The sequence below is a fragment of the Bradyrhizobium sp. RD5-C2 genome (genome assembly GCF_019972155.1).
Classification (GTDB): Bacteria; Pseudomonadota; Alphaproteobacteria; order Rhizobiales; family Xanthobacteraceae; genus Bradyrhizobium.
The window spans coordinates 36,137-48,666 of record NZ_BOVL01000022.1 but is presented as its reverse complement, the minus strand read 5'-3'; the positions used below and the strand labels follow the sequence as shown (position 1 = coordinate 48,666).

Sequence of the window (12,530 nt, the reverse complement as noted above, 5' to 3'; positions counted from 1 at the left end):
CTCAGTTCAGGCCGGCGGCGCGCGCCAGCGCCGCATCGAGTGTCGGCCGCGCGGCGTTCCGGAAGCGCGCCGCGACATAGCCGTCCGGCCGCAGCAGATAGGCGGTGCCGGGCTCGGCGTCGTAGCGCTTGCCGGCAAGGCCCTGCGCGTCGACCAACCCGCCCTCGCCGCCAACGCGGATCGTGCCGACGCCGTCAGGGACATCGACAGCCGCGCCATTGCCAAACTCCAGCAGCGTGAAACGCGTTCCCTGCCTGATAAAAACGTCGGTCAGATAGCTGGAACCGCCGCCCTGCTCGGTCACCGGCGCGTCCAGCATCGAGGCGCCCGGCCGCGGGCCGCCGCGCCAGCTGTCGCGGTCGCCGCTCGACAGCGGCGTGTCGTAGACCGACGGCACCGACAGCCGGCCGCCATTGACCATGCGTTTGCCGAACTCGGTGTCCTTGGCGAGCGAGAGCACCGCTTCGCGGAGCCGCGCCTCCTGCCGCGTCACCGGCGCCATGAAATCGGTCGAGCGGGTGGACTCGCGGATGTTCTCATCCGCCGCCGCACTGCGCTCGATGTGATAGGTCTCCAGCAGGCCCTCCGGCGACAGCCGGCGCAGCACGCGGTCGAGCTTCCACGCCAGATTCTCCGCGTCCTCGAGCCCGGAATTGGCGCCGCGCGCACCGAACGGCGAGACCTGGTGCGCGGAATCGCCGGCGAAGATCACGCGGCCGTGGATGAATTTTGCCATCCGGCGGCACTGGAACTTGTACAGCGAGATCCATTCGAACTCGAACTTGTCATGCCCGAGCATGCGCTCGATCCGCGGCCGGACATTCTCGGGCTGCTTCTCGGCCACCGGATCGGCATCCGGATTGAGCTGCAGATCGATCCGCCAGATGTCGTCCGGCTGCTTGTGCAGCAGCGCCGAGCGCCCCGCATGGAACGGCGGATCGAACCAGAACCAGCGCTCGGTCGGGAACGCCGCGGTCATCTTGACGTCGGCGATCAGGAACTGGTCCTCGAACACCTGCCCCGCAAAATCCGCACCGACCATCTGCCGCAGCGAGGAACGGGCGCCGTCGCAAGCCACGACGAAGGAGGCGTGTACCTGGTACGCGCCTTCCGGGGTCGCGATGGTCAACGCGACGCCATCGTTGCGGCTCTCCAGCGCGATCACCTTGTTGCGCCAGCGCAGATCGATTTCAGGCAGCTGCTCGACCCGGTCGACCAGATAGGCCTCGGCGTAGAACTGCTGCAGATTGATGAAGGCGGGCCGCTTGTGGCCCTCTTCGGGCAGCAAATTGAACTGGTAGAGCTGCGAGGCGCCGTGAAAAATCTTGCCGACGCTCCACACCACGCCCTTCTCGACCATGCGGTCGCCGACGCCGAGGCGATCCCAGAATTCCAGCGAGCGTTTCGAGAAGCAGATCGCGCGCGAGCCTTCGCCGATCCGGTCGGCATCGTCGAGCAGCACCACGCGCTGGCCGCGCTGCGCAAGATCGATCGCGAGCGACAGCCCCACCGGCCCGGCGCCGACCACCACGACCGGGTACTCCGCCACATTGGCGCCCGACCGCTCCTGGTCGGGATGACGGCGATAGCCGAACTGGGTTTTGGCCTGTGCCGTGTTGGCTGCCATTGCTTGACCCTGGATGTTCCCTGGCGCCGGCCCTTGTCCGTGGCTCGGACTGCGGCTTGTGTGACCGGCTTGCGACAAGACCTTGCGGGCCGGCCGCGACCTTGCTAAATTAGTCTCACTTGCAACTATCTTAAACTCCCAGTCGGGCTCGCCGTCAACTCAAATTGGAGGAATTTTTGGCCAGGACCTCTGCAAGCCAGCCTCCGATGCGGCCGCGCAGCGCCGTGGAAGCGGATGCGCGCGACAATACCGCGCCGACCAAAAAGCGCCTCGACCTCTTCCACTTCATGCCGTTCCGCCTGAACCGGCTGGCGGCCGAGGTGTCCTCGGCGCTATCGAGCGAATATCAGGCGCGTTACGGCCTCGATATTCCCGAGTGGCGCGTGCTCGCGACGCTCGGTTTCCGCAATGATCCCTGCAGCGCGCAATACATCGCGCATTGCACCCGCACGCATAAATCCACCATCAGCCGCGCGGTGTCGGCGCTGATGGAGCGCGAGATCGTGGAGCGCGTCGAGAACGCCGACGACCGCCGCGAATTCCGCCTGCGACTGACCAGGAAGGGCCAGGCGCTGTATGAAGAGCTGATCCCGCGCCTGCTGCGCAAGGAGCAGGAGATCCTGTCCTGCCTGTCCGCACAGGAGCGCCGCGATCTCGCGCGCCTGCTCGGCAAGGTCGAGACCAGCCTCGAGCTGGTGCAGACCAGCGAAGAAGCCGACGCCAAGGACGTGTATTAGGCTCACTCAACCCGTCATCCTGAGGAGCGCGTAGCGCGTCTCGAAGGATGCACGGCCCGGCTGGTGGCCGTCGACCCTTCGAGACGCGCGCAAGAGCGCGCTCCTCCAGCGACAACGGCGATGCCGTTGCGCGGGGGTGACGGTGTGGAATGTTTGCCCGCGGCTCCCTCCGATTTCATTCCGGGGCGCGCGCAGCACGAGCCCGGAATCCATCGAGCCGCATTACTCGTGGTGGAATGGATTCCGGGCTCTCGCTTCGCGAGCCCCGGAATGACGATGGAGGGATTTACGCCCCGCCGATATGCTTCGCGATCACAGGGAAATAATTATCCTTCGATCCCTTGTCGATCGCCTCCTGTAGCACGGTGCCGATCAGCTCCGCGCCGCGGATCTTGATGCCGGCGTCGGCGGCGAGCTCCAGCGCGTAGGACAGATCCTTCAGCGCATATTCGGTCGAGAACGCGCGCTCCGGAAACACGCCGGGCACGATCGCCTTCATGCCGTGGTTGCGCAGCGCAAAGCTGTCGGCCGAGCCCTTCGACAGGGTTTCCAGCAAGAGCTTCGGATCGACGCCATTGTGCTTCGCCACCGCAACCGCCTCAGCCAGCGCGTTCACGGTCTCGAACAGCACCATGTTGTTGAGGATCTTGGTCACCTGCCCTGCGCCGACCTCGCCGCAATTGGTGACGTCGGTGGCAAAGCAGCGGATCAAGGGCTCGATCGCGGCATAGAGCACGGGCACCGCACCGACCATCACGCTGAGCGTGCCGTCCTGCGCCGCCTGCCGGGTGCGCGCGATCGGCGCGTCGGCCCAGGCCGCGCCCTTGGCTTGCAACTGCCCGGCGAAGTCGCGGGTCTGGCTGACCGAAGACGTACCGAGATCGACCACGACCTGGCCGGCCCTCGCATTCTTCAGGATGCCGTCACCCTCGAACACCGCGCGCACATGTTTCGCGCTCGGCAGGCAGAGGAACAGCACGTCGCTCTGCTTGATGACATCGGCGACCGTTTCAGCCACATCGGCGCCGTCAGCGCGTAGTCGTTGCAGCGGCTCAGCCGCGAGGTCGAACACCACGACGCGCTTGCAGCTCTTCTTGACCAGGTTGCGGCAAATCGGCTCACCCATCACGCCGAGGCCGATGAATCCGAGAGTCTTGTATGCAGTCATATCGCTTCTTCTTTTTGACGTTTCTTGAGGTGTTGCAGATACGCCTTGCCCGATCGGCGAGGCTATTTCGCGAACGATCGCGACGGCGCCAGATGCAGCGCGAACGCATCGACCTTGTCGCTGGCGCGCGGATAGATCTCGCTGACGATCGGATCGTGGCCTGGAATGAAGCGGTCGGGATGACCGGCAAGCCGCTCGACGGTCTCCCAGCCCTGCGCCATGTCGCCGACATTGTAGACGATCGGGAACGGGCTCTTCTTGTGCAGGTTCGCATAATAATGCGCGGCGTCCGACGCCAGCACCACCGGGCCGCGCGCGGTATCAACCCGCACCACCTGCAGGCCGTCGGAATGGCCGCCGACGCGATGCACGGTGACGCCGGGCGCGATCTCGCCGTCGCCGGAATGGAAGGTGACGCGCTCGCCGTAGACATGGCGCACCATCTGCGTGACGTGTTCAATGGAGAACGGATGGCGCAGCATGCCGTTGCACATGCAGCGGCCGGTCGCGTAGCTCATCTCGCGTTCCTGCAGATGGAATTTGGCGTTCGGGAAGCGATCCAGATTGCCGGCGTGGTCATAATGCAGATGGGTCACGATGACGTCGCGGATCGCATCGGCACTGACACCGAAGGCGGCCAGCGCATCGACCGGGTTGAGCGTCAGCTTGCGGGCGCGCGCCTTGGCCTCCTCGGCGTTGAAGCCGGTGTCGACCAGGATGTCGCGGCCGTGGCCGCGGATCAGCCAGACGAAATAATCGAGATCCTGCGCCGTGGTGTCGTGCGGATCGGGCACCAGGAAATTGAGGTGGGGCGTGCGCGGCGACATCGTCGCATAGCGCAGGGCGTAGATTTCGTAGGCGTTTCCCATCGGTTTCGCTCTTGTTGGCTGTTCTTGAATGGCTTGGCGTCCCGACCACAAAGCCATCGCCTCGCGCAAAGGTCAAACCGCGCAAAGTGCGACGAGCGCATGACAGGTCGGCCCAAACCACTGCACAAGCCTCTGTGAATGCAATCACACTATCCGGTCGCATGAACCTGCACCATGCCACGGAGGCGATGGCCGCCATGATCGCGGCTGTTGCACTGCGGCCTCGTTACCGCCGCCGCGATTAGCGATGGTGCCGCAGGCCGTTGACGGGGGTTTGACCGTGGTTTGATAATGGATTTTCGCTAGAGTAAGGTCCCCGGGGCGCAGGCTGAAAGCGGCGCCATTTCATTGCAATGCCGCGATCTGGATTAGCCGCGATTATGAAAATCCGCCTTGCCTTGCTCGCCACGCTGATTTTTTCAATCGCGTCGCCCACCCTGTCCGTCGCTGCCGGCGATCGTTTCGCGCTGGTCATCGGCAATGCCAAATATCCCGACGCCGACGCGCCGCTGAAGGAGCCGGTCAACGACGCCCGCGACGTCGCCGACGAGCTCAAGCGCGATGGCTTCACCGTCGAGGTCGGCGAGAACCTGACCGGCGATGGCATGCGCCGCGCCTTCGACCGGCTCTATGGCAAGATCAAGCCGGGCTCGGTCGCGCTGATCTTCTTCTCGGGTTACGGCATCCAGTCGAACCGGCAGAGCTACATGATCCCGATCGATGCCCAGATCTGGGCCGAGGCCGACGTCCGCCGCGACGGCTTCAGCCTCGAGACCGTGCTCGGCGAGATCAATAGCCGCGGCGCCGGGGTGAAGATCGCCCTGGTCGACGCCTCCAGGCGCAACCCGTTCGAGCGCCGCTTCCGCAGCTTCTCGGCGGGACTCGCCCCGGTGATCGCCCCCAACGGCACGTTGGTGATGTATTCGGCCGCGCTGTCGTCGGTGGTCTCGGACAATGGCAGCGACCGTAGCCTGTTCGTGCGGGAACTGCTGAAGGAGATCCGCACCCCCGACCTGATGGCGGAGGAAACGCTGAACCGCACCCGCGTCGGCGTCACCCGCGCCTCGCGGCAGGAACAGGTGCCGTGGATCTCGTCGTCGCTGGCCGAGGATTTCTCGTTCAGTCCAGCCGGCGCAGCCACGCCAAGCGGCGCAGCCAGTCCAGGCGGCGCACCGGGACCGTCGAGCGCTGCGCCCGCGCCCGCAGCATCGCCGTCGCCCGAGGTGGCAACGGCACCGCCGGTCTCGCCGCCGCCCGCTCCGCCAGCCCCACCCGCTGCAACGCCGAAGCCGACACCCACGCCCCCGGCTGCAACCGCGCCGACGCCGCCACCGGCGCCGCCGAAGCCGGTCGCGACAGCGCCGGCGGCACCGCCGCCTCCCCCAAAGGGACCCGAGATCGCGCTGCCGCCACCCGCGCCTCCGCCGCCGGTGGTGATCCAGCCGACGCCGGCCCCGAGCAATTCGCCTGTTCTCGCGGATGATCCGACGATCAAGGGCCTGAACGAAAAGCTCGACAAGAACCCGGATGACGCGGCTGCGCTGTATCGCCGCGGCCAGGTCTTTGCCAGCAAGGGCGCCTACGACCTCGCGGTGAAGGATTTCACCAATTCGCTGCGGCTGAACCCGAAGGATGTCGAGGCCTATAACAACCGCTGCTGGGTCCGCACCGTGATCGGCGACCTGCAGGCCGCCCTGAAGGACTGCAACGAGGCGCTGCGGCTGCGCCCGAATTTCGTCGATGCGCTCGACAGCCGCGGGCTGATGAATCTGAAGGGCGGGCAGAACAAGAACGCCATCGCCGATTTCGACGCCGCGCTGAAGATCAACCCGCGGCTGACCTCGTCGCTGTACGGGCGCGGCCTTGCCAAGAAGCGCAGCGGCGCGGTCGCGGAAGGCGATCTCGACATCGCCAACGCCAAGGCGATGGACCCGAATATCGTCAAGGAATTCGCCGACTACGGCGTGCAATGACACATGAAACCGGGGCCTGCCTGCGGCTCGAACCGCTGATGAAATTGCGCGACTAATCAGAGGGTGCGTGCCGGGCAGCGATGCCCGCGATCAATCCAAAGAGCTGCATGGAACCGCGCCAGCCGGCGCAGGAGGAACCGAAATGTTCAAGCCGTCGGCAAGGGCCGCGATGCTTTCGATCGTGACCGTCGGCGCCGTGCTGTTATCAGGCATGGCGGCCGCCCGCGCTGGTGACGTGACCGAGGACCAGATCATCAAGGCGCTGACGCCCGAGAAGAAGCCGCTGACCCGCGGCCTCTCGGCCGGCCCGCAGACCGCGCCCGGACTGAGCGCCGACCAGGCCAAATTCGTGCAGAGCGTCCGCGGCCGCGCCACCCGCTCGCTGTCCTCGACCGAGCGCGAGGAAATCGCGACCATCGTCCAGGACAAGCCGAAGATCGATCTCGAGATCAACTTCGACTACAACTCCGCCGACGTCAGCGCGAAGTCGCTGCCCTCGGTGCAGGCGCTCGGCCGCGCCTTGACCAATCAGGACCTGAAGGGCTCGACCTTCGTGGTCGCCGGCCACACCGACGCTGCCGGCGGCGAGGACTACAATCAGGGCCTCTCGGAGCGCCGCGCCGACGCTATCAAGCGCTATCTGGTCGACAAATATGGCATCAACGGCACCGATCTCGTCACCGTCGGCTATGGCAAGAGCAAGCTGAAGGACCCGAGCCACCCGATGGCGGATGTCAACCGGCGCGTGCAGGTCGTGAACATGGAAAACAAGGACACCGCCGCCAAGTGATCCAGAGGCGATGGGCGGTGGCGTGGCCCCTTTTTGAGGTTACAATGCGTCCCGCACCCCGGCGGGGCGCATTTGCTTTGGCGCGAACGCCCAAAGCGGCCTACAGGTGACCCGCCTCACATGACGTCAGGGCATGATCCGGAACAATGGACCCGGCCTTCCGATGCCCGCACACTACGACGGCAAGATGAGACTTCGACGAGCGCCCAAGACAATCACTGTCGATACGCGCCAAGTGCTGGATTGATCAGGCGATGCATTTTTCCCAATACCTCAAGCCTGCGCTCGGCACCGTGGTGTTCCTCGCGCTGGCGATCGCCTATTACGCGTTCGAGCACCGCTCCCATCCGGAGGAGAAGGAGACGCCGGGCCAGGCGCTGGTCGTGGTGACGAAATCGACCAATGCCTGCTTCTCCGACATGGTTCGCGTCACCGGCTTCATTGTGCCGCGCCGCGAGGCGCAGGTGAATGTCGACCAGGACGGCTCCAAGGTTACCGACGTGCTGGTTCGCGAAGGTGACATTGTGACCGAGAACCAGGAACTGGCGCGGCTGACCCCGCCGCCGCAGCAGGCGGCGCAGGGCAATGCCAAGCCGATCGTGCTGCGCGCGCCGGCCGCCGGCCTCGTCACCGAGGTCCGCACCGCGCCCGGCGCCCCGGCCTCGCCGCAGGCTCCGGCGATGTTCAAGATCTCCGTCAACAACGAGATCGAGCTCGACGCCGAGGTGCCGAGCTTCCAGCTCCTGAAGCTCAATCCCGGCGCCAATGTCCGGATCAGCCGCGACGATGCGCCCGATATCGTCGGCAAGGTCCGCCAGATCTCGCCGCAGATCGACCGCGCCACCCAGCTCGGGCACGTGCGCATCACCATCAACAACAATCCGACGCTGAAGGTCGGCATGTTCGCGCGCGCCAATATCGACGCCAAGCGCTCCTGCGGCGTCGCGGTGCCGCGCACCGCGATCGACCGCCTGACCCTGCAGGTCGTGAAGGGCAACACGGTCGAGACCCGTAGGGTGCGCGTCGGGCTGACCTCCGACACCTCGACCGAAATCCTTGAAGGCCTCGACGTCGGCGAAATCGTCGTGGCCGATGCTGGCACCTCGCTGCATGACGGCGACCAGATAAAGACTATGTTCGCCGACGAACTCGATCGCACGCGATCACGCTAATTCGGATACGCTAATGGCTTTGAACATCTCGGCATGGTCGATCCGGAACCCGCTTCCCTCGATCGTCTTCTCGATCATCCTGCTGGTGCTGGGCTGGGTCTCCTTCACCAAGCTCGCCGTGACGCGGCTGCCGAGCGCCGACATTCCGGTGATCTCGGTCGCGGTCTCGCAGTTCGGCGCCGCGCCTTCCGAACTTGAATCGCAGGTCACCAAGACGATCGAGGACGGCGTCTCCGGCGTCGAGGGCGTGCGCCATATCTCCTCCTCGATCACCGATGGCCTGTCGGTGACCACGATCCAGTTTGCGCTGGAGACCAACACCGATCGCGCGCTCAACGACGTCAAGGACGCCGTGACGCGGGTGCGCGCCAACCTGCCGCAGAACGTCACCGAACCGTTGATCCAGCGCGTCGACGTGATCGGTCTACCGATCGTGACCTATGCCGCGATCTCGCCCGGCAAGACGCCGGAGCAGCTCTCTTACTTCGTCGACGACGTGGTCAAGCGCGCGCTGCAGGGTGTGCGCGGCGTCGCCCAGGTCGAGCGCATCGGCGGTGTCGAGCGCGAGATCCTGGTCTCGCTCGATCCCGACAAGCTGCAGGCGGTGGGGCTCACCGCGGTCAATGTCAGCCAGATCCTGCGCGGCACCAATGTCGACGTCGCCGGCGGCCGCGCCGAGATCGGCAAGAACGACCAGGCGATCCGGACGCTTGCCGGCGCCAAGACGCTAAATGAGCTCGCCGGGACGATGATTCCGCTGTTCGGCGGCGGAGAGATCCGGCTCGACGATCTCGGCACCGTCACCGACACCATCGCCGACCGCCGCACCTTCGCCCGCTTCAACGGCGAGCCGGTGGTGGCGCTCGGCATCAAGCGCTCCAAGGGCGCCAGCGATGTCGTCGTCGCGGCCGCGGTGCAGAAGCGGATCGACGCCCTGAAGGTTGCCTATCCCGACGTCGACCTCAAGCTGATCGACACCTCGGTCGAGTTCACCAAGGGCAATTACGAGGCCGCGATCTCGACCTTGTTCGAGGGCGCGATCCTCGCCGTCATCATCGTGCTGCTGTTCCTGCGCGACATGCGCGCCACCATCATCGCGGCGGTCTCGCTGCCGCTGTCGATCTTCCCGGCCTTCTGGGCGATGGACCTGCTCGGCTTCTCGCTCAACCTGGTCTCTTTCCTCGCCATCACGCTGTCGACCGGCATCCTGGTCGACGACGCCATCGTCGAGATCGAGAACATCGTCCGCCACATGCGGATGGGCAAGACGCCCTACCGGGCCGCGCTTGAGGCCGCCGACGAGATCGGCCTCGCGGTGATCGCGATCTCGCTCACCATCATCGCGATCTTCGCGCCGGCGAGCTTCATGTCCGGGATCGCCGGGCAGTTCTTCAAGCAGTTCGGCATCACCGTGTCGGTGCAGGTGTTCTTCTCGCTGCTCGCCGCGCGCTTCGTGACGCCGATGCTGGCGGCCTATTTCCTCAAGCATCACGACCACGACGACCCGCCGCCCGGCCGCATCCTGCGCGGCTATCACGGCCTCGTCACCTGGTCGGTGAAGCACCATTACATCACCGTGCTGATCGGCTTTGCGGTGTTCGCCGCGTCGATCTGGAGCATCACGCTGCTGCCGCAGGGCTTCCTGCCGGCGCAGGACACCGCGCGCTCGCTGCTGGCGATGGAGCTGCCGCCGGGCTCGCAGCTTGCCTATACCGAGAAGGTCACCGAGGAGATCGTGGCGCGGCTGCGCAAGCGGCCCGAGGTGCGCAGCGTATTCGTCGACGGCGGCCGCGTGCCGCCGGGTATCCAGGAAGTGCGCCGCGCCGCGTTGATCATCAACTACACGCCGAAGGCGGACCGCAGGATCACCCAGCGCGAGCTGGAGCTGTCGATCGGCAAGGAGCTCGATAACGTCCCCGATATCCGGTTCTGGTTCCTCGACGAGAACGGCCTGCGCGCCATCTCGCTGGTGGTCACCGGCACCGACAGCAACATCGTCAACAACGTCGCCAGCGAGCTGGCGACGCAGATGAAGCGGATCCCGATCATCGCCAACGTGATCTCGGAGACCGCGCTCGACCGGCCCGAGCTGCGCATCCGCCCACGCGCCGAGCTCGCGGCGCGGCTCGGCGTCTCGACCGAAAGCCTGTCGCAGACCATTCGCGTCGCCACCATCGGCGACGTCGGCCCGGCGCTGGCCAAGTTCGACGCCGGCGAGCGTCAGGTGCCGATCCGCGTCCAGCTCGAGGACAATGCGCGCAGCGATTTGCAGATGCTGGAGCAGCTGCGCGTGCCGCTCGGCCAGCGCGGCGAACGCGGCGGCGTGCCGCTCTCCGTCGTCGCCGACATCCAGCTCGATCAGGGCCCGACCAGCATCAACCGCTACGACCGCGAGCGGCAGGCCACCGTCGCGGCCGACCTGGTCGGTAATGCCGCGCTCGGCGATGCCACCAAGCTGATCTACGATCTGCCTGTGATGAAGAGCCTGCCGAAGGGCGTGAGGGTCAGCCCGTCCGGCGACGCCGAGAGCCTCGCCGAACTGTCCGACGGCTTCGCCACCGCGATCACCGCCGGCCTGATGATGGTCTATGCCGTGCTGGTGCTGCTGTTCGGCACGTTCCTGCAGCCGATCACCATCCTGTTCTCGCTGCCGCTCTCGATCGGCGGCGCGATCGGCGCGCTGCTTCTGACCGGCAAGCAGCTCACCACGCCGGTGTGGATCGGCATCCTGATGCTGATGGGCATCGTCACCAAGAACGCCATCATGCTGGTGGAATTCGCGGTAGAGGCGATCCGCGACGGCAAGGCGCGCGAGGATGCGATGATCGACGCCGGCATGAAGCGCGCCCGCCCGATCGTGATGACCACGATCGCGATGGCCGCCGGCATGATGCCCTCGGCGCTGGCGTTCGGGGCCGGCGGTGAATTCCGCTCGCCGATGGCGCTCGCGGTGATCGGCGGCCTGATCTTCTCGACCGTGCTGTCGCTGGTGTTCGTGCCGGCGATGTTCATGGTGATGGACGATATCGGCAACCTGATCTGGCGCTTCGGCAAGCGGCTCGTGGTCTCGCATGCCGACCACGAGCTGACCCCGAGCGAGCCCGAGGCTGACAAGGCCAAGAAGCCCGGCCCGCCGAGCATGATCTCGCCCGCCGCAGAATGAATTGAGGCGCGGCGCGTCAGCGCACGAAGGGGCGCTCACCAAAATATCGAAAACAACCCCATGCACAGTAGCCGGCGGCCACCGCGTTCGACACGGCAACTTGACTCGTCGGGCAACTCAGGGGTATTTTTCCATTATCCAGAAATCGTGCAGACGTCCCTTCAGCTTGCTCAGTGTCATCACCCGCGCATGCGGGTGATCCAGTATTCCAGAGACCGCGGTGCTTGAGCCGAGGGGGCGCGGCGTACTGGATCGCCCGGTCGAGCCGGGCGATGACAGCGTTGGACTGGGATATACGTCTTGTTTGGCGGCTCAACTGTAGAGCCGCCTCATGGTGAGCAGCGCCGTTCGCGGAGCGTCTCGAACCACGAGGCCAGCCTGTCGCGCTCTAATACAGCCGCGTGCGATAGGCCTCCTCCATCGTCCTCTCGGCAACCTCGACCTCGACCGCCGCGGTCTGCTCGGCGATGATGCGGCCGAGCGTTGGGAAGCTGTGGCGCTCGACCTGCGCGGCGGGATTCCAGAGCTTTGAGCGCATCAGCGCCTTGCCGCAATGGAAGTAGGTCTCATCGACATGCACCTTGATGCCGATGACCGGCGTGACGTTCTGCACCGTCAGGGGCGTCAAGAGATCCGGCTCCTGCGAGATCTCGGCTCGCCCGTTGATCCGCAGGGTCTCGTTGATGCCGGGCACCATGAAGATCAACCCGATCCCGGGTGAAGCGATGATATTGCCGAACGTATCGACGCGGTTGTTGCCGCGGCGATCCGGAATCAACAGCGTCTTGTCGTCGAGCACCGAGACGAAGCCCGGCGCATCGCCGCGCGGGCTGGCGTCGGCGTGGCCCTTGCCGTCGCTGGAGGCGATGACCAGGAACGGCGACAGCGCGATGAAATCGCGGCAGAACTTGTCGAGATGGTTGAGCACCTTCTTCTCGGCGAGCGGGCTCAATTGCCCGAAATGCGCGCGAAGATCCTCCTGCGACTTGACCGGCGGCTTGCCGCCTGCGCCCTCGTGACCCATAGCGAAC

Annotated in this window: 9 protein-coding genes; 5 read left to right on the top strand and 4 right to left on the bottom strand. The window is 65.7% G+C overall.

Going from position 1 to position 12,530, the window contains the following annotated elements:
- Position 1 precedes the first annotated feature (1 nt).
- Entirely contained in the window at positions 2-1,627 is a 1,626-nt protein-coding gene (locus tag BraRD5C2_RS29025) for an FAD-dependent oxidoreductase (protein WP_223974484.1), read from the bottom strand.
- A gap of 176 nt (positions 1,628-1,803) precedes the next feature.
- On the opposite strand from BraRD5C2_RS29025, the gene BraRD5C2_RS29020 reads away from it, so the two are divergent.
- A complete protein-coding gene (locus BraRD5C2_RS29020; protein WP_223974483.1) occupies positions 1,804-2,364 on the top strand; it encodes a MarR family winged helix-turn-helix transcriptional regulator in 561 nt (186 codons plus the stop codon).
- A gap of 286 nt (positions 2,365-2,650) precedes the next feature.
- On the opposite strand, the gene BraRD5C2_RS29015 is transcribed toward BraRD5C2_RS29020, so the two are convergent.
- Positions 2,651-3,586 (bottom strand): NAD(P)-dependent oxidoreductase, encoded by a 936-nt coding sequence (locus BraRD5C2_RS29015; protein WP_223974964.1) that lies wholly within the window; start codon positions 3,584-3,586, stop codon positions 2,651-2,653.
- A gap of 8 nt (positions 3,587-3,594) precedes the next feature.
- The gene (locus BraRD5C2_RS29010; protein WP_223974482.1) at positions 3,595-4,401 is read right to left on the bottom strand and encodes an N-acyl homoserine lactonase family protein; all 807 of its coding nucleotides are present in this window, start codon (positions 4,399-4,401) and stop codon (positions 3,595-3,597) included.
- Between the two features lie 380 nt (positions 4,402-4,781).
- Between BraRD5C2_RS29010 and BraRD5C2_RS29005 the strand changes: the two genes are divergently transcribed.
- The 4 genes from BraRD5C2_RS29005 to BraRD5C2_RS28990 all read left to right on the top strand — a co-directional run bounded on the left by BraRD5C2_RS29005 (position 4,782) and on the right by BraRD5C2_RS28990 (position 11,499).
- Positions 4,782-6,374, top strand: a complete 1,593-nt coding sequence (locus BraRD5C2_RS29005) for a caspase family protein (RefSeq protein WP_223974481.1) — start codon at positions 4,782-4,784, stop codon at positions 6,372-6,374.
- 142 nt (positions 6,375-6,516) lie between these two features.
- Positions 6,517-7,164, top strand: coding sequence for an OmpA family protein (locus BraRD5C2_RS29000; protein WP_223974480.1), 648 nt, complete (start codon positions 6,517-6,519; stop codon positions 7,162-7,164).
- A gap of 254 nt (positions 7,165-7,418) precedes the next feature.
- Entirely contained in the window at positions 7,419-8,336 is a 918-nt protein-coding gene (locus BraRD5C2_RS28995) for an efflux RND transporter periplasmic adaptor subunit (RefSeq protein ID WP_223974478.1), read from the top strand.
- Between the two features lie 13 nt (positions 8,337-8,349).
- The gene (locus tag BraRD5C2_RS28990) at positions 8,350-11,499 is read left to right on the top strand and encodes an efflux RND transporter permease subunit (RefSeq protein ID WP_223974476.1); all 3,150 of its coding nucleotides are present in this window, start codon (positions 8,350-8,352) and stop codon (positions 11,497-11,499) included.
- Between the two features lie 388 nt (positions 11,500-11,887).
- On the opposite strand, the gene BraRD5C2_RS28985 is transcribed toward BraRD5C2_RS28990, so the two are convergent.
- Positions 11,888-12,523, bottom strand: coding sequence for a pyridoxamine 5'-phosphate oxidase family protein (locus BraRD5C2_RS28985; RefSeq protein WP_223974475.1), 636 nt, complete (start codon positions 12,521-12,523; stop codon positions 11,888-11,890).
- Between the last annotated feature and the right edge of the window lie 7 nt (positions 12,524-12,530).